This window comes from Thalassobacillus cyri (assembly GCF_900107755.1).
In the GTDB taxonomy this organism is placed as follows: domain Bacteria; phylum Bacillota; class Bacilli; order Bacillales; family Halobacillaceae; genus Thalassobacillus; species Thalassobacillus cyri.
Genome location: NZ_FNQR01000010.1, coordinates 131,848 through 155,797 on the forward strand (window position 1 = coordinate 131,848; position 23,950 = coordinate 155,797).

Consider the following 23,950-nt stretch of genomic DNA (forward strand, 5'->3'; position numbering starts at 1 on the left):
TGTTTTCAAACCTTATGTTGAAAGGGTTTTGGGCGCCATCACATCATGCCGCCCATTCCGCCCATGCCACCCATGTCTGGCATGCCGCCGCCTGCGCCGTTGTCTTCTTCTGGAAGATCAGCAACGACTGCTTCTGTAGTCAAGAACATAGCTGCTACGGAAGCTGCGTTTTGTAGTGCGGAACGTGTAACTTTTGTTGGGTCTACGATACCTGCTTCAACCATGTTGACCCACTCGCCAGTTGCAGCATTGTATCCAATACCGACTTTTTCACCTTTCAGACGCTCCACGATGATAGAGCCTTCAAGGCCTGCGTTGTGTGCGATTTGACGTACTGGTTCTTCAAGAGCACGTACGACAATTTTTGCACCTGTAGCTTCGTCGCCTGATAAATCGAGGCTCGCTACTTTATCGTAAATGTTCGCAAAGGCTGTACCACCACCGGCTACAATACCTTCCTGGACTGCAGCACGCGTAGAGTTCAATGCGTCTTCGATACGAAGCTTACGCTCTTTCAATTCTGTCTCCGTAGCAGCACCGACTTTAATGACAGCTACGCCGCCAGAAAGTTTAGCAAGGCGCTCTTGTAATTTTTCTTTATCGAATTCAGAAGTTGATTCTTCTGCTTGTGCACGGATTTGAGTCACGCGGGAAGCGATTTGCTCAGCGTTTCCTGCACCTTCGACGATTGTTGTGTTTTCTTTGGTAACGACCACTTTAGAAGCACGGCCCAATTGCTCAATTCCTGTGTTCTTAAGCTCAAGACCAAGGTCTTCTGTTACTACTTCAGCACCAGTCAATGTAGCGATGTCTTCAAGCATAGCTTTACGACGGTCGCCGAATCCTGGAGCTTTGACAGCTACTGCGTTGAATGTACCGCGAAGTTTGTTTACAACTAGTGTTGCAAGAGCTTCACCTTCAACGTCTTCCGCGATCATTAGAAGCGGCTTGCCTTGTTGTACGACTTGCTCAAGTACAGGTAATACTTCCTGGATGTTTCCGATTTTCTTATCCGTAATCAAAATGTATGGATCTTCGAGAACAGCTTCCATTTTATCCTGGTCAGAAACCATGTACGGAGAAGCGTATCCACGGTCGAACTGCATACCTTCTACTACTTCAAGTTCTGTATTGAACCCTTTGGATTCTTCGATCGTGATGACACCATCATTACCTACTCGCTCCATGGCTTCTGCGATCAAGTGACCTACTTCGTTGTCACCCGCAGAGATGGAAGCAACTTGTGCGATAGATTCTCTGCCTTCAATCGGCTTGGAGATGCTGCGAAGTTCTTCTGTAGCAACGTTAACCGCTTTTTCGATACCGCGGCGTACACCAACCGGGTTAGCACCGGATGCTACGTTTTTCAATCCTTCGCGGATCATTGCTTGTGCCAGGACTGTTGCAGTAGTTGTACCGTCACCAGCTACATCATTTGTTTTAGAAGCAACTTCGGAAACGAGCTGCGCACCCATGTTTTCGAAATGATCTTCCAGCTCGATTTCTTTCGCGATGGTTACACCGTCGTTGGTAATCAACGGAGAACCAAATTTTTTCTCAAGAACGACGTTACGTCCTTTTGGTCCAAGTGTCACTTTGACAGCGTTAGCAAGTGAATCTACACCACGAAGCATCGCGCGGCGTGCTTCTTCATTAAATTTAATCTCTTTAGCCATGAAAATGCCCTCCTTATCAAACTCGTAACTGTACGTATTTTATTTGAAACTAAGGAATTACTGAATGACAGCCAATACGTCGCTTTCGCGGATCACTAAGTATTCTTTGCCTTCATATTTCACTTCTGTACCTGCAAATTTAGAGTAGATGACATGGTCGCCTTGAGCTACTTCAAGTGCTACCTTTTCACCATTATCCGTAACTCGTCCAGTACCTACTGCGACAACTTTACCTTCTTGCGGCTTTTCCTTCGCAGAGTCTGGAAGTACGATTCCGCTTGCAGTTTTTTCTTCCTGTTTTACAATTTCAATCACAATACGATCACCAAGTGGCTTTAACAATTCGGACACCCTCCTCAATGTGATTCTATTCTTGAATTATGGTTTATTAGCACTCGACATTAATGAGTGCTAACACAATTATTATAATAATCAATACGATTTTATTTTGCAAGAGAGATGGATAAATTTTTTTCTGAAAAGATTGGTGAAAAATGTCGGGTAAATCCTAATCGTTACGCTGTATTTTCAAACTATGTTAAAATACGGAGAGTGATTGAAAATGTAAAATGTATGCAAAGGAGTCGTTCGACCTTGCCATCGAGATATTGGTATATCATTGCTATATATATTGCAGCACAGTTGTCCTCTGTTATCGGCGTTCCCTTATTGATGATGGTCGGCATGGAGAAGGAAATTGCGATTACCAGCTGGGCCGTGTTCAGCTTTTTCGTCGCCACTCTCATCATTGTATTCATGCTGAAGCCGGATATGAAACAAGCTTCGGAGCAGCGTGAACGGTCAAGTGCAGGAAATATCGCCTTATGGTCTTTTCTTGGTGTTTTTCTTGCTTACTTCGCCCAAATGATTGCGATACTGATTGAAACCTTTCTCCTCGGCATCAAGCCAGGATCGGAAAACACCCAGGACTTGATGGAGTTTGCCCGGGTATCACCGGTATTCATCATTGTCATGGTTCTGTTCGCTCCGATATTAGAAGAAGTCATTTTCCGAAAGATTATTTTCGGTACGATTTATAAACGGACGAATTTCATTGTCGCTGTTCTTGTGTCAGCGCTGGCATTCGCCGCATCCCATTTCGATTTCACGCATATGGTGGTATATACAGCAATGGGTATCGTGTTCGCCTACTTGTATGTCAAAACTAAAAGCATCATCACTCCGATCATCGCCCACATGGCCATGAACACCGTGGTCGTACTTGGGCAATACAGTTTATCGGAAGAAGATTTCAAGCGGATGCAAGAGCAATTCGATCAGCTACAAACCATTTTGGGAGGCTTCTTTTTATGAAAACATCACCGCTATTCATGGCCTTCCTTTATTTTATTATGGGGATTGTCTTCACCTATATAGCGGCTCAAACTGTCGAAGATACGATATGGAATTTCATCACAATATTCCTGGCCATCCTTGCCACGTTTGATTTTGCCGTTTCAATACGATTATTCAATCTTCATTTCAGGCTGAAAAATACAAATAAGAAATGATCAGTCAAAGAGGCCTGTCACACCAGGCCTCTTTCTGTTTAAAAGGGGGATACATAATCATGAAAACATTATTACAGGGAGAACGGGTACGTTTAACCCAAGTGGCAAAATCCGATCTGGCAGCCATAGCTTCCTGGTATGATAACTCTGACTTCTCTAGACGGTTCGACGCCCTTCCTGCCGCTCCGCGAACGGTGGAACATTTAGAATCATGGCTGGATGAATCAAATGAATCCAACAACCAATATACGTTCGCGATTCGTGATGAAACAGATGCGTTCATTGGATATGTAGAACTGGAAAGTATTTTATGGATCCACCGGAATGGCTGGGTCAGCATTGCCATCGGAGAAGATGAATACCAGGGGAAAGGTTATGGTACAGAAGCCATGCAGCTACTGATCGATTTCGCTTTTTATGAATGCAGCCTGCACCGACTTCAGCTGACGGTGTTTTCCTATAATATCCCGGCGATTCAAATGTATGAGAAGCTTGGTTTCAAAAAAGAAGGCACCCACCGGGAGTTCATCCTCCGGGACGGTCAGACCTATGACATGCACCTTTACGGACTTTTAAATCATGAATGGACAAAATAAGACGCTGCACTCAGCTTCTCGCTGAGTAGCAGCGTCAGTTGTTTGCTTGTTTTTCATTTTTATCGCTCTCTACTCCTTTTAAGATGAAGGAGAACGGAACCGCAATAATCAGTATAATCGCTGATACCAGAAAAGCTTCATTCAATGTCTGTAAAGTGGCAGCTTGTGTATCAAGGCTGGTAGAAGCTTCGATAGCCGCACGTCTCACTTCATAATAAATAGAGAAGAATACAATACCTAAGGATGAAGAAATCTGTCTAAGAATATTATTCATCGCGGATCCCTGCGCGACAAGGTGTTCAGGAATAGCATTCATCCCCGACGTTGTTGCAGGCATATTTCCCATCCCCATGCCCATTCCTCTAATCGTGTTCAGTAACAAAATCCACCAAAAAGGTGTATCCAGACTTAAAAAACTCAACCCGAGCGTTGCTGCTGCCATGATTGCCAACCCGGGCGGCACAACAAATTTGGGTCCTTTTTTATCCAGCAGCCTTCCTCCAAGCGACATGAACAAACCACTGGCTGCCGCTGCCGGCAGGAATAACAGCCCTGTTTTGATTTCCCCTAAGCTATAGACATTCTGGATTAATAATGGCAATAGGAAAATACCAGAAAACAGCCCAATGGAAGCCGCTGATGTTACCAGAATCGATATCGAATAGGTTGGCACCTTGAAAACGGACAGGTTCAATAATGGCTGCTCCTGACGATTTTCATAGAAAACGAATGCTATAAGCGCCAGGATACCACCGACAATCAGCACCATATTCAACGGAGACATTAATAATTCCAGCGTCCTGCCCCTGCCAAGGGCATAAAGGATAGCGCCGATTCCCGCTGTGACGATGACAAATCCTCCCGCATCGAATTTTAAGTCCGGTTTTGTCTTGGTCGGCTTCAGATACTTGCTGGATAAAATGATTCCGAGCAATCCAAACGGGATATTGAACAAGAACAACCAGGGCCATGCAAAATATTGTATGATGACTCCCCCGATTGTCGGGCCGATTGCCGGGGCAACCATCACCGAAATTCCATAGATCCCTACCGCAAGTCCCCGTTCATTTCGGGGAAAAGCATTAAAAATTAGTGCCATGGCGATAGGCATCATCAAGCCCCCTGCCATTCCCTGAATAGCACGTGAAAGAATGATCATCCCTAAAGAGGGGGATAAGGACCCTGAAATGGAACCAATGATAAAGATGCTCAACCCTGTCAAATACACTTTCTTTTTACCGAACCGGTCCCCAAAATAGCCGGTCAGCGGCATTGTCATCCCCATGGATACCATGAAAATCGTCAGCATCCAGCCGACATCTACGGCATTTGCATCAAAGATTTCCATAAAACGGGGAAGCGTCGGATTCAGCATGCTATTATTCAGTATAACGGTGAATGTTCCAAAGAGTACAGAAACGACCACCAGCCATTTGGAAGGTAATTTACCCATACTGCTTCCCTCCTGCCAATCTATTTCGAAACCCGAACTATTATCTACTATAGCATAAGTCCATGCACGAATTCTTCCCACAAAGCTATACACGTTTTGCTCATTGCTTAAACAAAATGCTCTGGTAAATCTCAGTAGTGATCTTACAGTTAAGCTCCTTTTACTTGAAGGCTCAGTTTCGAGGGAAACTGTTTCCGTTACGGTGGTGAGCGTTTGGAGGTCCGGGAAATCACTCGCTTTCCATGGGTGTACGGTAAGCTACCTCGGGCTAAAGCCCTGCGGGATCTCACCATGTACTATTCTCCCATAGGACTTTGAATAAGCATCTTGAATAAACACCGCACGAAGAAAATGCGTAGCATTTTCGAGGAGTCTCGCAATTACCCGGACCTCCTTGCGTTTATAAGTGTAACGAAAACATCGGTAAGCAGAAATATCTTCACACATAGTAACAGCTGCAAAGAGGGCTTGTTTCCTGTATCATTGGGCTTTGTCATGCGTGCTTTGTAGAAGTTATGTTCTTACAACGTAGGGTTCCTTCTCATAAAAACGGAAAGGGTGGCGGGGAAACGGTGAGACTCCCGTGGGAGAAGGATCTAGGCAAGACCCCGGAAGACGAAGTCTGAGGAGGCTTGCCAGCTCCCCCACAGGAAAGCGAATCGTTTCCCCGCCGATTTCTGTGCCAATTTTATCAGCGTTAGTATCGAAAGCATACTCGATTTTGGTATTATTATTTTTCATAAAATTATAATGTAAGAAGGCTGTGCCAAGATTACCGACCCCGATTAATGCCACTTTCGTAATTTCATCCTGGTCTAGGGTCTTTCGGAAAAAGGAAAGCAAGTATTCTACATTGTAGCCATAGCCCTTTTTGCCAAGTGCTCCGAAATAAGAGAAATCACGTCGGATGGTTGCAGAATCAACCTTGACCGCTTCACTGAGCTCCTTGGAGGAAACCCGTTGTTTCCCCTGGCTATGCAGGTTGTTGATGAACCGGTAATATAATGGCAGCCGCTTTGCTGTTGCTTGTGGTATTTTATGTTGCTCGATATCCATTTCATTCACTCCTTGCTTTCTCTCTGGAAGTCCCCGCTTTTCCCGCCTGTTTTCTCCATTAAATACGCAGGACCGATGACCATGCCTTTATCGACGGCTTTACACATGTCGTAAACCGTCAGTGCCGTCGCTTGGGCGGCCGTTAGCGCTTCCATTTCAACGCCGGTGCTCCCTTTTGTTTTTACAGAAGCATCAATCATCAAATGAAAGTCATCTTCCCCTTCTTGCTTCCATTCAAAGTTGATATCTACTCCTTTTAACTGCAAAGGATGACACATGGGAATCCAGTCGGGAGTTTTTTTAGCTGCCATGATGCCGGCAACCTGCGCGACAGACAGTACATCCCCTTTAGCCATTTCCTGATTCGTTATTTTTCGATATATTTCATGGTTGACCTGGACACTGGTAACAGCTGTTGCCGTCCTGACGGTGACACCCTTTTCAGAAATATCGACCATCCGTGCCCTCCCCTGTTCATTGAAGTGAGTGAACTCTGACAAAGTAAAGCCTCCTTTGAAGCAGAATCATACCTTTGTGTGTACTTTACATTACTTGTATTTTACCAAAAATGCAAAAGATAGTCGTTAAGTTTTTCACAATCATCCATCATGCTTCTTGCCTGCTCACTTTGATGTAAGATACACTTGATTCATTGAGGTGAACAAACATGATTCTGATGCAAATGAATCAAATTGAAAAACGATTTGGTGCTGAACTCATTCTATCGAATATTAAAATAGAAGTACAAACGAATGACCGGATCGCAATTGTCGGGCGAAACGGCGCTGGTAAATCCACCCTATTAAAAATCATGGCAGGCGAGCTGAACCATGATGGGGGCGAAGTGTTTCAGCCGAAAGATGTCTCGATCGGCTATCTTGCCCAGAACACAGGTTTAGAATCCGATCAAACCATCTGGGATGAAATGGAGAAGGTCTTCAGCCATCTGAAGAAGCTTGAGCAGGAGCTTCGTTCTATGGAAAGCCGGATGGCTGATCCAGACTTGATTGCTGATGATAAGGAATACAAGCAGTTGCTGAAGGAATATGACAGCAAGCAGGAGACATTCAAGATGGAAGGCGGGTATCATTACGAAGCGGATATCAAAGCCGTTTTGAATGGCCTGAATTTTCATGACTTCGATCTTACGACACCGATCAATACATTGAGCGGTGGCCAAAAAACCCGGTTAGCGCTCGGTAAACTGCTGTTGTCGAAACCGGATGTCCTTATATTAGACGAGCCGACCAACCATCTCGACATCGATACGCTGAGCTGGCTGGAAACCTACCTCCAGGGTTACCAGGGTGCCGTTGTGATTGTCTCGCACGACCGCTACTTCCTGGATAAAATCGTGACGACTGTTTACGAAATCGCCTTTCAATCGTCGAAAAAATATCATGGCAACTATAGTGATTATTTGAAAAAGAAAGAAGCGGATTTCGAGCTGGAAATGAAGCACTATGAAAAACAGCAGGCAGAAATCAAACGAATGGAAGATTTTATTCAAAAGAATATTGTACGGGCTACGACCAGTAAGCGGGCGCAAAGCAGAAGGAAGCAATTGGAGAAGATGGAGCGCGTCGATAAACCGAAAGACGATAATCACTCGGCCAAGTTCTCCTTCCGCGTTTCAAGACAAAGCGGGAATGATGTGCTCCGTATCCGCGACCTTGCTTTTCGTTATCAGGAAAGCAGCGACAATGTATTTGAACAAGTCCATTTGGATGTTAATCGCGGTGACAGTATTGCGCTTGTCGGGCCGAACGGGGTCGGCAAAACGACGCTCCTTAAAACGATTATAGGCGACTTGAGCGCCCATCAAGGGACAATACAGATCGGCACGAATGTACAAGTTGGGTATTATGATCAGGAACAGACTAAACTGAATTCTACTAAAACCGTCCTGAACGAACTCTGGGATGAATATCCGATGAAAAATGAAAAGGATATCCGGACGATTCTCGGAAACTTTCTATTTACTGGTGAAGATGTATTGAAGCCTGTCTCTTCCTTAAGCGGCGGTCAAAAAGCCCGTCTTGCTTTAGCTAAACTGATGATGCAGGAAGCGAATCTGCTGATTTTAGACGAGCCGACCAACCATCTCGACTTAGACAGTAAAGAAGTATTGGAAGCAGCGCTTGTCGACTTTCCAGGCACGATCCTGTTCGTTTCCCACGATCGTTATTTCATTAATAAGATCGCTACCCAGATCTTTGAGATGACACCTGAAAATTCCCGGATGTTCCTGGGAGACTATGATTATTATAAAGGCAAAAAGCAAGAAGAATATGAACTGGAACAGCTGGAAAGCCAGGATCGTCAGCAAGAAACACAGACCGTTCCAGACAATAAAACAACTTTCCATCAAGACAAGGCTGAAAAGCGTGAAGCACGGAAACGGCAGCGGCGCATTGAAGAAATCGAAACTGAAATTGCGGAGATTGAAGCTAATATTGAAAGTAACGAGGAACTTCTATGCGATCCTGATATCTATCAGGACCATGAAAAATCATTAGAATTGACGTCAGCCAATGAACAATTGAACCATCAGCTGGAACAATTGATGGAAGAATGGGAAGAACTTCATACGGAATGAATACTTGTGATAGCTTTGCTGATGATTAAAATCAGTAAGGCTATTTTTTTATTGCTTCTTCCTTTTTTCCTATTAATTTTAAAAAAAATAGTTTTCTCTTACTAATACCTCCTATGGTAAGCTAGATGTATGTAATAGAACAGGAGTGTTGGTAATGATCAAGGTGCTTATTGTCGATGATGAGCCTATGATTCTGGAAGTCTTGGAAGCCTATATGCAGAAAGAAGGCTATGATGTTTATACAGCTGAAAATGGCCAGGAAGCCCTGGAGCAGTTTCACCATATCCATCCTCATTTTATTGTATTAGATTTAATGCTGCCGGACCTCAACGGTGAACTTGTCTGCGAAAAGATTCGTGAAACGTCAGACGTGCCGATAATGATGGTTACTGCTAAAGGTCAGGAAAACGACCGTATAAACGGCATCGAAATCGGAGCGGACGACTATATCGTCAAACCTTTTAGCCCGAGGGAAGTCATCGTTCGTATGAAGGCCATTCTAAAAAGAACGGGATCCCATTTAGTTGAGGATTCTTTATCTTTCAATAACGGGAAATTGACCATCTGCCCGGCGCAAAAACTTGTTTATATTCATGATGTACCGGTGACTTTGACACCGATTGAATTTCAATTGATTACACAAATGGCCAACAGGCCCAGCTACGCCTTCACGCGTGCAGAACTATTGAAAGTGATCCAGGATGCCGGCTACTTTGAAGGCTATGAACGAAATATAGATGTCCATATCAAAAACATCCGTAAAAAAATCGAAGAAGATACAAAACACCCGACATATATTCAAACGGTTTTTGGTACCGGATATCGATTTGGAGGGAAAGCAGATGTTACGAACCCTGCGCGCTAGAACCTTAATTGCATTTATCGCTATTTCTTTAATCGGTGTTGTTTTTATCAGTGGAGCCTTCAAATATGCTTTTGAGGACTGCTTCAGTGATTACCTGGATGACAAACGGGCAACAGAAGTAGACAGGGTGACCACTTTCCTGGAAAAAGAATATGCCAAACACGGGAAAATTACCGGTGACAGTGTCGATTCGATGCTCCCCTACCAGGCTATGACCGAAAGCTTATTCTATCGGATCTATGACAGTAATGGCGAACTTGTCCTCGACTCTACTGATCTTGTACGCGAAATTGCTAAACTAAAAGATGAACAAAATGACATTCAAAATTATCAAGATATGGATTATACCCAGGAAACAAAGAAATTGACGTATGCTGGTGAAAAGATAGGTACCATCGAAGTCAATTATCACCGCGGCTATGAAAAAGGTGAATTCCAATTTAAAACAAGGATTAATAAATATATTGCTGTTTCGGCACTTGGGATATTCGGTCTTTCCTTCGGGCTGAGCTTTTTGTTTAGCAATCAACTGACTGCAGGTTTGCGACGGGTCAAGGATGCCGTCCAGGCATTAAGCAACAATGATATGACCGTCCGTGTCACGAGAGGAAAACTGACCGAAGAAATCCAGCAAGTAGCCGATGCTTATAATGAACTGGCTGACCGGCTAAATAATCAACAAATAATAAGAAAACAATTCACAGCAGACATTGCCCATGAACTTCGTACTCCCATCACCATTTTAAAAACACAAATCGAAGCCTTCCAGGACGGCATCTGGCAGCCGACGCAGGAGCGACTGGCAAACACCCATAATGAATTGATGCGTTTAGTCAGGATGGTCAATGACTTGGAAAAACTGCTGGAAGCGGAAAATCCCGATATTACCTTGAACTATGCAAAGGTGAATGCTAATCAAACACTAGGATATATTAATGACCATTTTTACGTAGATGCGAAACAAAAGCATCTCCATCTCGATTTGCAGCTTCCGGAAAAGCCGATCTATTTCGATGGCGATAAAGACAGGTTCTGGCAAATCATGTTGAACCTTGTATCCAATGCTGTAAGGTATACACCAGAAAACGGGACTATTTCTATAAAAGCAAATGAAACGGAAGATAATGTTTTCATTACAGTAGAAGATGATGGTATCGGGATAGAGCCCGAAGACCTCCCCTATATATTCGACCGGTTCTACCGTGCGGAGAAATCACGCGCCCGTAAGACGGGAGGCGCAGGCATCGGCCTGGCAATCGTAAAAGCACTCGTTCAGGCGCATCAGGGGCAAATCAACGTACAAAGCACAGCAGGAAAAGGCACCAGAATAATCGTACAACTCCCTAAAGACAAGGGTACATCTACTACCTAGGAGGAGGATATTATGTGGGAAGAAAATAACGTGACATCTCTATTAACTATCGATTATCCAATCATTCAAGCAGGAATGGCAGGAGGCGTCACTACTCCGGAGTTGGTCGCTGCTGTTTCCAATGCAGGGGGATTGGGCACGATTGGTGCCGGATACATGAGTGAAGAAGATCTGAAGCAAGCGATACGCTCCACAAAACAGCTGACAGCAAAGCCGTTCGGTGTAAATGTTTTTGTACCGGAGGATGTCCGTGTCCCGGAATCTGAAATCGATGCTGCGAATGAGTTATTACAACCCTTCCACCGGGAATTGCAAGTTGCGCCGTCGAAATCGGCTAGCCACTCATCTGCAACTTTCCAAAAACAAATCGATGTCATCATTGCAGAAGAGGTACCGGTTTGCAGTTTTACTTTCGGGATACCTTCTAAAACAATTATTCATCGCTTGAAATCCCATGACATCCGCTTGATCGGTACTGCAACAACGGTGAAGGAAGCACGTCTCAATGAACAGGCAGGGATGGATATGGTAGTTGCCCAGGGAAGTGAAGCAGGCGGACATCGAGGGACATTTGACACTTCTTTTGAACAATCCTCCGTAGGCACAATGTCATTAGTTCCGCGAGTAGTGGATACCGTGTCTCTCCCTGTCATTGCCGCCGGTGGCATCATGGATGCACGAGGCATACTTGCCGCGACTGTGCTTGGAGCTGAAGGGGTACAGATGGGAACGGCTTTTTTAACTGCACAGGAAAGTGGTGCCAAACCTCCACATAAAAAAGCGATACTACATAGTGACGGGGATGATACGGTTATCACCAGTGCTTTCAGCGGTAAACCTGCAAGAGGCATCGAGAATGCATTTATTCGTTACTTACGCCTATATGAACACAATCTTCCAGCCTACCCCGTGATGAATACATTGACTAAAGAGATAAGGAAAGCAGCCGGAAGCCTGGACAGACCAGAATTTATGTCTCTCTGGGCAGGCCAAAGCGCCTCGCTCAGTCAAGAAATATCCGCTGGACAATTAGTAAAACAACTGGTCGAAGACATAAAGATACAAAATGAACGTTCCATTTTATAAACGCTCTGTTAAATCTCAGTACCGATTTTACAATCAAGTTCCCGTTTGTTGAGTATTGGTTTCGTTACTTTTGCTTGGAGAAAATGGGTTCTTGGAAATAGCTCGCTTTCCGCGGGGAAAACGGCAAGCCTCCTCGAGCTAAAGCTCTGCGGGGTCTTTCCAGTCTATCCTTTCCCGCAGGAGTCTCGCCATTTCCAAGACTATTACCATGAATGGAGTAACGAAACCATCTTTGTGATTGTAGTGGGTGTATTCTGTAAAAGGCGCTACCACGGTTATTTGTGCGTTATTTTTACCGTCCTGTACATGGTTGGCGTAACTCGATTTCAAGAAACTTTTATGGCAAGGTCCGGTGGGGAACGGCGAGACTCCTGCGGGATGAAAATGACAGGTGAGACCCCGGAAGACGAAGTCTGAGGAGGCTCAGCGCATGCCCGCGGAAAGGGAGTCGTTCACCACCGGACCGTTCTTCAGACAAACATCTTGAAATCGAGTCTTCGTCTATATAGCCTTATAGTTAATCCTTTTATGAAAAATCAGCAACAACGTTTAACACTTTATAAAAAATGCCATGAGCGACAACTCATGGCATTTTTTTGTGCCTAATTATGACTACTTCTTGGCTAACTTATAAAGAAGATATGAAGACCATTTTTTTCGTGATATTTGTCACAGTTGATCATTCACCTCTCTATCTACAATTAAACCAACGACAAGGATGAGAGGTGAAATCAATGCTTAGTAACATGCTTGGCAGTAAAAACATGACGGAAAAAGATTGGAACAACTTGCTCGATACTGCACTACCTGATGTTGAAAAAGAGATGGATGCATCTCCCTTTGATACAAAACTAAGCTTCAATATGGCAGATGATGCCAGAAAGGTGATCAATGAAAACCTGAATATCAAAGATTTCCATAAAAAATATCATTCGAAACTACTGAAAGAGTTCGGCGAAGAAGTCGGCCAGGATTTTGCATCTGGCGCAGATGAACCAGCCCAAGAAACGGATGGGGTCAAATGGGGAATGGTCATTGATTTAAGAAAATGTGTTGGCTGTGATACCTGTACCGTTTCTTGCAAAGCAGAAAACCGTACCCCGCCTGGAATTTCCTACAATGTTGTCCTTGAACAAGAAATCGGCGATTTTCCAAATGTCGCTAAGGTTAATCTTCCAAGGCCATGTATGCAATGTGAAAAACCATCCTGTGTGCAGGTGTGTCCAACCCGGGCCACCTATAAACTCAAGAATGGGATTGTAACCATTGATAATGACCGCTGTATCGGCTGCCGCTATTGTATTGTTGCCTGCCCATACGGAGCGAGATCCTTTGATTTCGGTGAAAGCTATGAAGATGAAATGCCAGGCTATAACGATGTCACAAGTCCAGAATATGGAATTGAACGCGGGGAAAGAAAGCCAGGCAAAACACCGATTGGCACCGTAAGAAAATGCAATTTCTGTCTGCATCGCCTGGAACGCGGGGAAGAACCAGCTTGTGTAGAGACATGTGTCGGAGATGCCAGGTTCTTTGGAGATTTGAATGACCCTAATAGTACCGTATCTAAACTTTCAAAAAGTCCACGGGCCTTCCGCTTAAAAAGTGATTTAGGCAACGGTCCGAACGTCATTTATTTAAAATAGGAGGTGGCACACATGGCAACCACTGCAGTAGCTGCACCAAGTGCCAGAGTTAAAGCAAAACAAAGCAAGCGTTTTAAAATATGGATAGGTTTTCTTTTTCTATTATTAATCGCTGGTGGGTATTTCATCGTTGAACGTCTTGTCCAGGGTCTTCCGGTAACCAACTTATCTTCCATCACGCCCTGGGGCGCCTGGATTGCATTTTATATCTTTTTTGTCGGATTAAGTGCTGGTTCCTTCCTTCTATCTACCTTGATTTATGTGTTCGGCATGATGGAATATGAACGGATCGGAAGGATGGCTCTCTTTACTGCGATTGTTTGTATGATTGTCGCCTTAACCTTCGTTTTGATGGATTTGGGGCGACCGGAGAGGATGTTGAATGCCATCATCTACTGGAATGTTACCAGTCCGTTAGCATGGGAGGTTCATTTCTATCTGGTCTATATCGCTTTATTGACAACAGAATTATATATCGCAATGCGTGAAGATCTTGTCCGATTGGCTGGGACAGCATCGTTGAAAGGAAAAGTAGCAAAATGGCTCACTTTCAAAAATAGTACCATCACTGAAAGTACCAAAAAACGCGACCATAAATGGATGAAAATTCTTGGAACTATCGGCATTCCACTGGCAATCCTGGGTGTTCACGGCGGTACCGGCACCATTTTTGCTGTCGTGCAAGCAAGGCCATCCTGGAATACAGGCCTCTTCCCTGTCATTTTCGTCGTATCTGCGATGGTTTCTGGAACCGCCCTGTTACTTGCTATGTATATCATTAAGAAAAAAGCTACGAAACAAAAAATCGACCATGGCATGGTTGTTTCACTCGCTAAAATGATGGTGGGCTTTCTATTCATTGACCTGGGTCTTCAATTCTATGAATACCTGGTCGGTGTTTATGGATTGGAGCACCACCACCTGGAAGGACTCGGAACCATGATGGGCAGCGCTTATAGCTGGTCATTCTGGGGAGTGCAAATGTTCCTCGGGGCAGCGATACCGATCTTCCTTGTTTTCAATAAAAAGACCGGCACCAATGTCAATGCATTGTTGACTGCGGCTATTTTGATCGTAATCGGTATCATAGGAGTTCGCTTCAACATTGTCGTACCTGCTCAAATCGTTCCATTGTTTGAAGGGTTACCAGCCGGTGACTACTTCCCGACTTTTAACGAATGGATGGTCAGCGTCGGAATTGCGGCAATGGGATTATTGATTTATACATTTGGAGAACAACTCTTGCCGATTGAAGAAATTCAATCATCGGAGAAAACGGAGGGCTGAACATGGAAAACAAACCGATGAAACGAAGAAGTTTCTTAAAAGCATTAGGCGCCTTTGGAGCAGTTGCCGTTGTCGGACCTGCGTTTATCGGCCCTGTAAAGCAGGTAGCCAGCGGTGTCTGGAGCGATGAAGGGCATGGTTATGGCACGGACTACCAGGATTATGGTGCAGAAGATGTCATTTTTACGACCTGTGAACAATGCAACAGCTTTTGTACGATCAAAGCTTATGTGACCAGTGGAAATAAGAATGGTCCATATACATCGATTATCAGAAAAATCGCAGGTAACCAATATAGCCCCATCAATATGGTACCGTATGGAGCCATCGCATATGGGACTTCTGTCGACGATGCGGTGAGGGGCACTGGCGATGTTAAACGGCTTGGCAGAGGATTCCGTGGCGGCCGTACCTGCTTGAAAGGGCAAGCAGGAATCCAGACTGCTTATGATACGTATCGCGTTAAAAAGCCTTTGAAACGTGTCGGACCACGGGGGAGCGGTAAGTGGAAAACCATCACCTGGGACCAGGCTTACGAAGAAATCATCAACGGCAGCAAAGACCTGCAAACACCAGGTTTGAAAGAGCTGTCTGCATTTGTACCTGAAGAAGAAGTAATGAACGACTGGGAAAAAGTAAAACAAAACAAAATGGAATTTGATGCATTTGATGAAAAATATCGCGACGTTTTGATCGATACCAACCACCCTGATTTCGGACCGAAAGCTAATCAAGTGACGTTTATGGTAGGCGACCGGAGAGACTTCATGGAAAGGTTCATCCAGCAAAGCCTCGGCAGTAAAAACTATTACCATCACGGCGGTGTCTGTGGGATCAGCTCTGTTACAGGAAATGTCCGCTCCTACTCTGCCAGTGAAAAGAAGAAAAAGCGCCAATACGCCGATGTCGAAAATACCTTGTTCCTCTTAGTATGGGGTACCAATCCGATGGTAGCTAATAAGGGGCCAACCTGGCTGGCACCTAAGATAACCAATGCCATTGAAAATGGCATGAAGATGGCCGTCGTCGATCCACGACTCAGTAAAACAGCTGAAAAAGCCGACATGTGGCTACCGGTCAAACCAGGTACAGATGGCGCCCTGGCTCTAGGCATCGGCCGCTGGATCATCGAAAACAAACAATATGATGAAACCTATTTGACCAATCCTAATAAAAAGGCAGCAGAAATGGATGATGAACCGACTTGGAGTGACGCTACACACCTTGTAAACCTAAGCGATCCGAAACGCCCTAAACTACGGGCAAGCGATCTTGGAATTGGATCTGAAAATCAATTCGTCGTCATCGAAAATGGAAAGCCTGTCCCCCATGATAAGGCAGTCGATGGACAGTTGGAAGTAGATACTAAAATCAAAGGCTTAAATCTAAAATCAAGCTTCCAGCTTTATAAAGACAGAGTCATGGAAAAAACGCTTGATGAATATGCCGAGATTACTACGATCGATAAACAGCAAATCATCAAGCTAGCTAAGACATTCACTTCTTACGGAAAACGTGCAGCCATCATGGCATACAGAGGACCGGCCATGCATGTGAACGGCTACTATAATCAACGGGCAATTGCGATGCTGAATCATTTGATCGGCAGTTATGACTGGAAAGGTGGAAACATCACTACCGGCGCTTCGTATCAAGAATTCACCGGCCGATATGATTTAATGACAGTGCCAAATGGAAAAAAAGCATGGGGAATTCCAACCGGACGTTATCAATCAAAATATGAGAACTCCACCTTATTCGAGAAAGATGGCTACCCTGCGAAACGGCCCTGGTTCCCGCTTAGTGGCCAGACAGTAGCTGAAGTGCTGCCGAGCGCATTAGAGGGTTATCCATATCCGATCAAAGCATTATTTACACACCGGATGTCCCCTGTCCTTTCTTCACCGAATGGGCAGGTACAAGAACAGGCATTGAAGGATCAGAAGGTTCTTCCATTGTATGTTGCTTCTGATGTCCAAATCGGAGATTCATCCAAGTATGCAGACTTCATTTTGCCAGACACTACTTATTTGGAACGCTGGGGCAGAGAATCCATCTATCCGAATATCACTACCAAATTCACTGGCGTTTACCAGCCAGTCACCCGGGTATTCCCTGATGTCCGCTCCTTTGAAAATAGTGTGATTGAGTTAGGAAAACGCATGAATCTTCCAGGGTTTGGTGACAAAGCATTTCCGGATGGCAGCTCCCTCCACCGCGAAGAAGATTTTTATATCAAGCGAGTTGCTAACATCGCCTATGATGAAACACCAGTCCCAAATGCTTCTCAGCGCGAATTGAACATTTTTGCCAGTGCACGGAAAAAAGCGCTGGGAAAATACTTTGAATCAGAGAAATGGAAACAAGCCGTCAAACCGGAAGAATGGGCCAAAGTGGTTTATGTATTGAATCGTGGCGGGCGTTTTGAAGAATCAGGCAGCGAGTATAATGGCAACCATATCAAATATCAGTATGGTGGTCAGGCCGACTTTTACGATGAAGGAGTGGCAGCCCATAAAAACACATTCAATGGCGAACACTTTGAAGGCATGCCTTATTATCAGGAGCTGAAAACTTTCGATCAAAAGCCATTAGAACAGACGAAACCATTGCAATTCATCAACTGGAAATCAAGGAACTTCGGAACCTACCGTAACGTAAGCAGCGCATGGCTGAGAGAAGTACGCTCAGATAACTATATTTGGATCAATCCGGTGGATGCCAGGAAACGGGGCTTGAAAACCGGAGATTCCGTTACCATCGATAATGGCAGCATAAAACTGACAGGCACAGTTTCCGTGACCGCAGGCATCGCACCAGGAGTAGTCGGCTCTGCCTATAACATGGGACAGACGGGTTATGGAATAAACAGGCAGTACGTTGATGCGGAAAAGACTAAAGAGCTCCCGAGCTACAACTATACCCCTTTTGAATTCAACAAGCCGATGCATGAAGAGGCAGGATTCCCGGGGTCACGTGGAGATGGATTTATCGTCAACAAATTGACATATGTAGATAAGAGCATGAAGCATGGTGTCATGTATGATGAAATTGGAGGTTCACCAGGCCAATTAGATATGTTTGTAGATATTAAGAAAGCTTAAAGGAGGATATTGGCATGCTTACGATCGAAGAACGTAACGGTCAATTAGTGTTGACGCAGCTGTTTACCCACATTTGGTTCGGCGACTGGGATAAATATGAGGCCATCTTGAAGCAGTTTCCTGACGATATAAAAGAGTCCTTTCCTTTTCACCAATATTATAACCGGGAGGACGTGGAACTCTGGTATGAAAACTACTTTTCTATACCAGGGGTCTACTTTATCCCCCCTTATGTTTCAAGCTATAGCGAAAAGACAGAGGAAGCCATGGATCGTTCCCGGCAGGACCTGCTTTGTTTGATTGGCACATTCGAGAATATGGGCTTTTACTATCCGATTGAAAAAGGAGAATTTCCGGACCATATCGGAAGCCTGACCGCCTTTCTTTCAGCTGCCTCGGCAGAGGAGGTAAAAGCGGATCAAGATGGATATATGGAACTTGCTCAAGAATTGTATCAAGCACAGGTAGATATGTATCAATCCCATATGAAGCAAGGGTTGAAGAAAATCGCTAAACATAGCAAAAGAAAGCTCGAAGACCCGTTTTTCTCCAGTTTCATCCCTTTCTATCTTGAAACAATGAAAGATTTATACGATTTACAAAAATAATATAGGAGTTGGTACTTATGTTATCAAATATCGGCATTCCTGGTTTAATTTTAGTGTTAGTGATTGCACTCATCATCTTTGGACCATCTAAATTACCTGAAATCGGTAAAGCATTCGGCAGCACGTTAAAAGAATTCAAAAAGGCGACCAATGAACTAGTGAACGATGACAACAGTGCAGATACAAATCAAAAGAAAGAGCAATAGCACGAAAGAAACGACTGCAAAAATGCAGTCGTTTCTTTTATACATCTCACCCAGATTACGAGCTCACATCATCCACATAGTTATTCACAGATAAATAGCTATTTTAATACTTTTGCACAGGTTTACTCACATTATCCACAAAACAAAGCAGAATTATCCACAAATCCCACAGCGATAATCAACACTTTTAATACAAGACCTAAACAATGACTATCCACAGTATATTTATGCAACTGTGTATAACTTTTCAGATTTCCACAAGCAGTTATACACACAATCACCTCAAAATATCTATTATAAAAATCGGGCTTGTCGCTAGGTACCTTATGGCGAAAACCTTAGTATTTTCTTATACTTTGAACCTTTGACAAAGTTAAACTTTCTTAAAGAGCAAAAAAAAACTCCCCTCATGGAGGGAAGTTCTCCTTGCAATTATTTGAGTGACCTTTTTGCATAACGTTCCAGGCTCAACGACGGGTCAGCATTCAAATCCCACCCAGCACGATGGCCCTGTTGATAAGCGACTGCTCCGGCTGCAGCAATCATAGCAGCATTATCTGTACACAGCCTTAACGGAGGAATCAATAATTCGATATCTTCCCCGTCAAATTTACTTTTCAATGCTTTTCTAAGTCCCTGGTTGGCCGCTACCCCACCAGCCACAATCACTTGCTTCACCTGGTGTTCCTTGGCAGCCTGGTAAGTTTTTGTGGATAACACATCCACAACACTTGCCTGGAAGCTTGCCGCTACATTTTTTTCTTCCAACGTTTCACCTTTTTGCTTGGCATTGTGCAGCTTGTTGATAACTGCTGATTTCAGCCCACTGAAACTGAAATCATAGGAACCGTCTTCAAGCCAGGCGCGAGGAAAATCGATGGTTTCCTCTCCCTCTTGAGCGAGACGGTCGATATGAGGTCCCCCTGGATAAGGAAGCTTCAGCGTTCTGGCCACTTTATCATATGCCTCGCCAGCAGCGTCATCTCTTGTTTCCCCGATGACTTCAAAGGACCCATGAGCTTTCATCAAGATCAATTCCGTATGTCCCCCAGAAACGACTAAGGACAATAAAGGAAATTCGAATTCCTTCTCTAAACGGTTGGCATAGATATGCCCAGCAATATGATGGACACCAATCAACGGCTTATCCTTGGCGAATGCCAGCGATTTAGCGGTATTCACACCGACAAGCAAGGCACCGACAAGTCCCGGTCCCTCTGTTACAGCAATGGCATCCATGTCATCCAACTGCATTCCTGCCTGGGCCAATGTTTCCTCCAGGGTAATTGTAATCTGTTCAATATGGTGGCGGGAAGCTATTTCAGGAACAACTCCACCGAAGCGTTTATGACTTTCTATTTGAGAGGCGACAACGTTCGCCACCAATTCCCGGCCGTTTCTCACAATTGCTGCAGCTGTTTCATCACAACTCGTTTCAATTGCCAGTATATAATTATCTTTGATCATGAAAATTCACCCACATCACTAATGCGTCCTCTCCGTTATCCGTGTAATAATGCTTTCTGATTCCACCAGGCACCAAGCCGAATTTACGGTACATATGCTGAGCTCCCGTATTGGAAACACGTACTTCAAGTGAGAGCATGATTGCTCCCCTTTTGACAGCTTGTTCAATGACACGACCAAACAATAAAGCACCATAGCCTTTCCCACGATGACTCGGTAAAATGGCAATGTTGGTTATATGCGCTTCATCAATGATCATCCATAACCCGCAATAGCCGAATATCCCGTTCCCATCTTCAATCACATAGTATTCCGCATATTCATTCTGCTCGATTTCTCCGGCGAATGCTTCCCGTTTCCAGGGGACAGCGAAGGAAGCTTCCTCTATCTGTAATACCTGGTCGATATCGTCCGCAGTCATTTCCCTGATTGATACGGTCTCCATTTCACTTCTTCCCCTGTTGTTCCAGCCATTTCGCTTCTGCTTCTACCAGTCTCAAATAGTTAGGGACCAGGGCGTGCAGCGGCCCAGCCTCTTTGTTCTGCCCTGCTAATGCCAGAGCACTTGGATGAGGCACATGCAAGGCCTTAGGAGGTATTACCGCCTTATCCTCCATCATCTCTTCTATGGCTTCCTGATGGCTCTCTATATCCGGGCTTAAAAATAGCACAGGCTTATCACTTGCTTTAAGCTCTTCCAGCCAATCCGTCATCAGCAGATTCGTTTCTGCTTTCACCAACTGCATCTCTTGATTATACAGACCTGTGTACACTAAACCTCTTCTGGCATCGAAGAATGGACAGATGTAGCCATCGAAAAACATTCCTTGATAAGCTAATACCTCTAGGCTTGATACACCGACTACAGGGATATTCAATGCCCATCCCATTGATTTAGCTGTCGTAAGGCCGATTCGGACACCTGTATAGGATCCTGGGCCTTTAGCTACGATAATTTTGCTTAAATCTGACGGAGCAATGGCTGTCTCCTTCATTAATTGGTCGACAGCAGGCATTAAACGGACCGAATGGTTCTTTTTAATATTCGTAATCAATTCCCCTGCCACTTCTCCGTCTTTCATAACAGAAACCCCTAATATTTGATTAGATGTATCTATGGCTAATACGTTCATAAAAAAAGCTCCTCGCATATCTTTTCCAAATTAGGGTCTTCTGTCTTTCCTTCAATGAAGCGACCGCTCTCATCGAGATATGTGATAGTGAGATCCAGCCTTCTTTCAGGCAAGTATTCCTGAATAAATTGCGCCCATTCCACTACCGTGACCCCATCTCCCTGAAAATATTCTTCAAAACCAATATCCTCTTCGCTATCCTCCAAACGATAAGCATCGATATGATAAAGGGGAATCCGTCCCTCATATTCTTTTACTATGGTAAACGTCGGGCTGTTGATCGTCCGTTTCACACCAAGCCCTTGCCCCAGCCCTTTTGTGAACGTCGTTTTACCAGCACCTAAATCCCCTTCCAAGGTCAATACATCACCAGCCTGTAACCGCTCTCCAAGCTTCCTGGCCAGCTCCATTGTCTGTTCCTCGGAAGTTGACGTGATTTTAAAAGATTTCACCCTTATCACCTATCCTGTCGTAAATGTGTGTAGCCTGATTTCATCAGCAGTGACTTTTTGTTTTCTTCATATAGATATACAAATGGTTCTGTATCGTTTGTTTCCAATACCCAACCTATTTTCGTTACACGTGTGGCAGAAGCTTCGGCAGCCTGTTGAACGGCCGCCCAATCTTTTTCCGGGACAGATCCGAGCAGCTCAAAGTCTTCTCCTCCTGATAACACCCATGGTTTACAAGTCTCTTTTTCCAGCTTGCCCAAATATTCGACTTTAGGCAAGTCCTCGTAAATGATATGTAGATCGACATGGGAAGCTGCAGCTATCTCATTTGCCTCACTGGCGATGCCATCACTGACATCATTCAGGGCAACACGCTCCAGTGCCTGCAGTTGAAGAGCAAATGACACACGTGGATTCGGCTGTCTGTGACGACCAATAAAATAGGCAGCTGCTTCATCATAGAAATGATGCTTGCCTAATAAATACTCCAATCCAGCTTGTGCATCTCCCAATGTGCCAGTCACAAATAACACATCTCCAGGTTGGGCGGAACTACGATATCTGCTTTTATCAGGCGGTACCAGCCCAAACACCGTAACAGATACGACCAGCTCTTTTCCTGACACCGTATCACCACCAATCAGATCCATCCGATATTCCTTAGCAAGCTGTTTCATGCCCGAATAAACCTCATCAATTTCAGCAGCAGACCAATCATCTGGAATAACGATGGATACCATAAAAAAGGCAGGGACGGCCCCCATAGCAGCTAAGTCACTGATATTGACCGCGAGAGCACGATAACCTACATGTAAAGGGTCCATGGTCTCCCTCGAAAAATGCACACCTTCTACCATGGTGTCTACTGCTGTGATAATGTCTTGATTATTCGCTCGGAACACTGCTGCATCATCACCAATGCCTTTCAATACAGATGGCTGGTAATAAACATCCTGCTTGATGGAATCGATGAAAGAAAATTCATCCATAGATGGCGAGCCTCCTACGTTCGTAAAAAGATAAGTTCATTATATCAATAACTTGTCCAAAGTTAAAAAAATGCATAACTCACTGATGTGGAAGTACCCGGTTAGTATACCTCACTATATATATTGACTTTAAAAGGATTACTATTAAATGAAGACACAACAAAAGCCTTAGGATTTACCTAAGGCTTATTATATCGAATTTATAATGGCGGTCCGGACGGGACTCGAACCCGCGACCTCCTGCGTGACAGGCAGGCATTCTAACCAACTGAACTACCGGACCATTTTATCATACGTTTATGTAAGTAAAAATTAATTGGTTGCACTTTACAGTACTACTATCTTTCACTGGCAATGTTGATTGATCGACGATGCAAGTGAAAATTAATTGGTTGCGGGGGCAAGATTTGAACTTGCGACCTTCGGGTTATGAGCCCGACGAGCTACCAGACTGCTCCACCCCGCGATAGTGTAAATGCCGTTTATTGAGCACTTACGATAATTATAAAATTGACAGCCTAGCAGCGTCCTACTCTCACGGGGATAAACCCGACTACCATCGGCGCTGGAGAGCTTAACTGCTGTGTTCGGCATGGGAACAGGTGTGACCTCTCCGCTTTCGCCACTAGACCTTTTATATTAGCGACAAGATTAATTATATTAACTTTCCGCTAAAAATGCAAGAGTTTTTTTATAAACCCTCAAAACTAGATAAGCAACATTCAACGACTAACGTCGTTCACGAATTATATTAGTTAAGTCCTCGATCGATTAGTATCCGTCAGCTCCACGTGTCACCACGCTTCCACCTCGGACCTATCTACCTCATCGTCTCTGAGGGATC

The 23,950-nt window shown here is 44.4% G+C and carries 21 protein-coding genes, 2 tRNA genes, 2 rRNA genes and 1 pseudogene; 12 read left to right on the forward strand and 14 right to left on the reverse strand.

Annotated features, from left to right (window positions below):
- Positions 1–38: 38 nt before the first annotated feature.
- Both groL and groES read right to left on the reverse strand, forming a co-directional pair.
- A complete protein-coding gene (gene groL, locus BLV00_RS13110; RefSeq protein WP_093045434.1) occupies positions 39–1,676 on the reverse strand; it encodes a chaperonin GroEL in 1,638 nt (545 codons plus the stop codon).
- Between the two features lie 57 nt (positions 1,677–1,733).
- Positions 1,734–2,018, reverse strand: coding sequence for a co-chaperone GroES (groES, locus tag BLV00_RS13115; protein ID WP_028784560.1), 285 nt, complete (start codon positions 2,016–2,018; stop codon positions 1,734–1,736).
- 252 nt (positions 2,019–2,270) lie between these two features.
- Here groES and BLV00_RS13120 point away from each other — a divergent pair, with 252 nt between their 5' ends.
- The 3 genes from BLV00_RS13120 to BLV00_RS13130 are packed head-to-tail and all read left to right on the forward strand — an operon-like array spanning position 2,271 to position 3,783.
- Positions 2,271–2,990, forward strand: coding sequence for a CPBP family intramembrane glutamic endopeptidase (locus BLV00_RS13120; protein WP_093045435.1), 720 nt, complete (start codon positions 2,271–2,273; stop codon positions 2,988–2,990).
- Positions 2,987–3,187 (forward strand): YdiK family protein, encoded by a 201-nt coding sequence (locus BLV00_RS13125; RefSeq protein WP_093045436.1) that lies wholly within the window; start codon positions 2,987–2,989, stop codon positions 3,185–3,187. Before BLV00_RS13120 ends, BLV00_RS13125 begins: the two co-directional genes overlap by 4 nt.
- A 59-nt stretch (positions 3,188–3,246) precedes the next feature.
- A complete protein-coding gene (locus BLV00_RS13130; protein WP_093045437.1) occupies positions 3,247–3,783 on the forward strand; it encodes a GNAT family N-acetyltransferase in 537 nt (178 codons plus the stop codon).
- A gap of 34 nt (positions 3,784–3,817) precedes the next feature.
- On the opposite strand, the gene BLV00_RS13135 is transcribed toward BLV00_RS13130, so the two are convergent.
- From BLV00_RS13135 to moaC, 3 genes and pseudogenes are all read right to left on the reverse strand, one after another.
- Entirely contained in the window at positions 3,818–5,236 is a 1,419-nt protein-coding gene (locus BLV00_RS13135) for an MDR family MFS transporter (RefSeq protein ID WP_093045438.1), read from the reverse strand.
- A 666-nt stretch (positions 5,237–5,902) separates the two neighbouring features.
- Positions 5,903–6,292 (reverse strand): annotated as a pseudogene (locus BLV00_RS13140) (redox-sensing transcriptional repressor Rex); the annotation flags it as partial.
- 5 nt (positions 6,293–6,297) lie between these two features.
- The gene (gene moaC, locus BLV00_RS13145; protein WP_093045440.1) at positions 6,298–6,792 is read right to left on the reverse strand and encodes a cyclic pyranopterin monophosphate synthase MoaC; all 495 of its coding nucleotides are present in this window, start codon (positions 6,790–6,792) and stop codon (positions 6,298–6,300) included.
- A gap of 167 nt (positions 6,793–6,959) precedes the next feature.
- On the opposite strand from moaC, the gene abc-f reads away from it, so the two are divergent.
- From abc-f to BLV00_RS13190, 9 genes are all read left to right on the forward strand, one after another.
- Positions 6,960–8,891, forward strand: coding sequence for a ribosomal protection-like ABC-F family protein (gene abc-f / locus BLV00_RS13150; RefSeq protein ID WP_093045441.1), 1,932 nt, complete (start codon positions 6,960–6,962; stop codon positions 8,889–8,891).
- Positions 8,892–9,045: 154 nt separating this feature from the next.
- Positions 9,046–9,756 (forward strand): response regulator transcription factor, encoded by a 711-nt coding sequence (locus BLV00_RS13155; protein WP_093045442.1) that lies wholly within the window; start codon positions 9,046–9,048, stop codon positions 9,754–9,756.
- Positions 9,734–11,128 carry a sensor histidine kinase gene (locus tag BLV00_RS13160; protein ID WP_093045443.1) on the forward strand — a complete coding sequence of 465 codons (1,395 nt, stop codon included), beginning with the start codon at positions 9,734–9,736 and terminating at the stop codon, positions 11,126–11,128. The genes BLV00_RS13155 and BLV00_RS13160 overlap by 23 nt, the downstream gene beginning before the upstream one ends.
- A gap of 12 nt (positions 11,129–11,140) precedes the next feature.
- The gene (locus BLV00_RS13165) at positions 11,141–12,214 is read left to right on the forward strand and encodes an NAD(P)H-dependent flavin oxidoreductase (protein WP_093045444.1); all 1,074 of its coding nucleotides are present in this window, start codon (positions 11,141–11,143) and stop codon (positions 12,212–12,214) included.
- Between the two features lie 734 nt (positions 12,215–12,948).
- Positions 12,949–13,860, forward strand: coding sequence for a 4Fe-4S dicluster domain-containing protein (locus BLV00_RS13170; RefSeq protein ID WP_281243038.1), 912 nt, complete (start codon positions 12,949–12,951; stop codon positions 13,858–13,860).
- Positions 13,861–13,872: 12 nt separating this feature from the next.
- Positions 13,873–15,147, forward strand: a complete 1,275-nt coding sequence (gene nrfD, locus BLV00_RS13175; RefSeq protein WP_093045445.1) for an NrfD/PsrC family molybdoenzyme membrane anchor subunit — start codon at positions 13,873–13,875, stop codon at positions 15,145–15,147.
- Between the two features lie 2 nt (positions 15,148–15,149).
- A complete protein-coding gene (locus BLV00_RS13180; RefSeq protein WP_093045446.1) occupies positions 15,150–18,251 on the forward strand; it encodes a molybdopterin-dependent oxidoreductase in 3,102 nt (1,033 codons plus the stop codon).
- 14 nt (positions 18,252–18,265) lie between these two features.
- Complete coding sequence (locus tag BLV00_RS13185; RefSeq protein WP_093045447.1) at positions 18,266–18,859, forward strand: molecular chaperone TorD family protein; 594 nt, start codon at positions 18,266–18,268, stop codon at positions 18,857–18,859.
- A 17-nt stretch (positions 18,860–18,876) separates the two neighbouring features.
- Positions 18,877–19,065, forward strand: coding sequence for a twin-arginine translocase TatA/TatE family subunit (locus BLV00_RS13190; protein ID WP_093045448.1), 189 nt, complete (start codon positions 18,877–18,879; stop codon positions 19,063–19,065).
- A 432-nt stretch (positions 19,066–19,497) separates the two neighbouring features.
- Here BLV00_RS13190 and tsaD read toward each other — a convergent pair whose 3' ends face one another.
- The 9 genes from tsaD to BLV00_RS13235 all read right to left on the reverse strand — a co-directional run.
- Complete coding sequence (gene tsaD / locus BLV00_RS13195) at positions 19,498–20,532, reverse strand: tRNA (adenosine(37)-N6)-threonylcarbamoyltransferase complex transferase subunit TsaD (RefSeq protein WP_093045449.1); 1,035 nt, start codon at positions 20,530–20,532, stop codon at positions 19,498–19,500.
- A complete protein-coding gene (rimI, locus tag BLV00_RS13200) occupies positions 20,519–20,977 on the reverse strand; it encodes a ribosomal protein S18-alanine N-acetyltransferase (RefSeq protein WP_093045450.1) in 459 nt (152 codons plus the stop codon). Before rimI ends, tsaD begins: the two co-directional genes overlap by 14 nt.
- A 1-nt stretch (position 20,978) precedes the next feature.
- Positions 20,979–21,665: a tRNA (adenosine(37)-N6)-threonylcarbamoyltransferase complex dimerization subunit type 1 TsaB gene (gene tsaB / locus BLV00_RS13205; RefSeq protein WP_093045451.1), complete on the reverse strand. Its 687-nt coding sequence runs from the start codon at positions 21,663–21,665 to the stop codon at positions 20,979–20,981.
- A complete protein-coding gene (gene tsaE / locus BLV00_RS13210) occupies positions 21,662–22,117 on the reverse strand; it encodes a tRNA (adenosine(37)-N6)-threonylcarbamoyltransferase complex ATPase subunit type 1 TsaE (RefSeq protein WP_093045452.1) in 456 nt (151 codons plus the stop codon). Before tsaE ends, tsaB begins: the two co-directional genes overlap by 4 nt.
- Positions 22,118–22,122: 5 nt before the next feature.
- Positions 22,123–23,106, reverse strand: a complete 984-nt coding sequence (thiL, locus tag BLV00_RS13215; protein ID WP_093045453.1) for a thiamine-phosphate kinase — start codon at positions 23,104–23,106, stop codon at positions 22,123–22,125.
- 206 nt (positions 23,107–23,312) lie between these two features.
- A tRNA-Asp gene (locus BLV00_RS13220) sits at positions 23,313–23,389 on the reverse strand.
- Positions 23,390–23,495: 106 nt separating this feature from the next.
- Positions 23,496–23,572: transfer RNA gene (locus BLV00_RS13225), tRNA-Met, on the reverse strand.
- Between the two features lie 50 nt (positions 23,573–23,622).
- A 5S ribosomal RNA gene (rrf, locus tag BLV00_RS13230) occupies positions 23,623–23,736 on the reverse strand.
- Positions 23,737–23,857: 121 nt separating this feature from the next.
- Positions 23,858–23,950 (reverse strand): 23S ribosomal RNA (locus BLV00_RS13235); the annotation flags it as partial.

Excerpts from the sequence above, each read along its gene's own strand:
- groL (WP_093045434.1), bottom strand. The coding sequence starts at position 1,676 with ATGGCTAAAGAGATTAAATTTAATGAAGAAGCACGCCGCGCGATGCTT.
- BLV00_RS13125 (WP_093045436.1), top strand. The coding sequence starts at position 2,987 with ATGAAAACATCACCGCTATTCATGGCCTTCCTTTATTTTATTATGGGG.
- BLV00_RS13130 (WP_093045437.1), top strand. The coding sequence starts at position 3,247 with ATGAAAACATTATTACAGGGAGAACGGGTACGTTTAACCCAAGTGGCA.
- BLV00_RS13135 (WP_093045438.1), bottom strand. The coding sequence starts at position 5,236 with ATGGGTAAATTACCTTCCAAATGGCTGGTGGTCGTTTCTGTACTCTTT.
- abc-f (WP_093045441.1), top strand. The coding sequence starts at position 6,960 with ATGATTCTGATGCAAATGAATCAAATTGAAAAACGATTTGGTGCTGAA.
- BLV00_RS13155 (WP_093045442.1), top strand. The coding sequence starts at position 9,046 with ATGATCAAGGTGCTTATTGTCGATGATGAGCCTATGATTCTGGAAGTC.
- BLV00_RS13160 (WP_093045443.1), top strand. The coding sequence starts at position 9,734 with ATGTTACGAACCCTGCGCGCTAGAACCTTAATTGCATTTATCGCTATT.
- BLV00_RS13165 (WP_093045444.1), top strand. The coding sequence starts at position 11,141 with ATGTGGGAAGAAAATAACGTGACATCTCTATTAACTATCGATTATCCA.
- BLV00_RS13170 (WP_281243038.1), top strand. The coding sequence starts at position 12,949 with ATGCTTAGTAACATGCTTGGCAGTAAAAACATGACGGAAAAAGATTGG.
- nrfD (WP_093045445.1), top strand. The coding sequence starts at position 13,873 with ATGGCAACCACTGCAGTAGCTGCACCAAGTGCCAGAGTTAAAGCAAAA.
- BLV00_RS13180 (WP_093045446.1), top strand. The coding sequence starts at position 15,150 with ATGGAAAACAAACCGATGAAACGAAGAAGTTTCTTAAAAGCATTAGGC.
- BLV00_RS13185 (WP_093045447.1), top strand. The coding sequence starts at position 18,266 with ATGCTTACGATCGAAGAACGTAACGGTCAATTAGTGTTGACGCAGCTG.
- BLV00_RS13190 (WP_093045448.1), top strand. The coding sequence starts at position 18,877 with ATGTTATCAAATATCGGCATTCCTGGTTTAATTTTAGTGTTAGTGATT.
- tsaD (WP_093045449.1), bottom strand. The coding sequence starts at position 20,532 with ATGATCAAAGATAATTATATACTGGCAATTGAAACGAGTTGTGATGAA.
- rimI (WP_093045450.1), bottom strand. The coding sequence starts at position 20,977 with ATGGAGACCGTATCAATCAGGGAAATGACTGCGGACGATATCGACCAG.
- tsaB (WP_093045451.1), bottom strand. The coding sequence starts at position 21,665 with ATGAACGTATTAGCCATAGATACATCTAATCAAATATTAGGGGTTTCT.
- thiL (WP_093045453.1), bottom strand. The coding sequence starts at position 23,106 with ATGGATGAATTTTCTTTCATCGATTCCATCAAGCAGGATGTTTATTAC.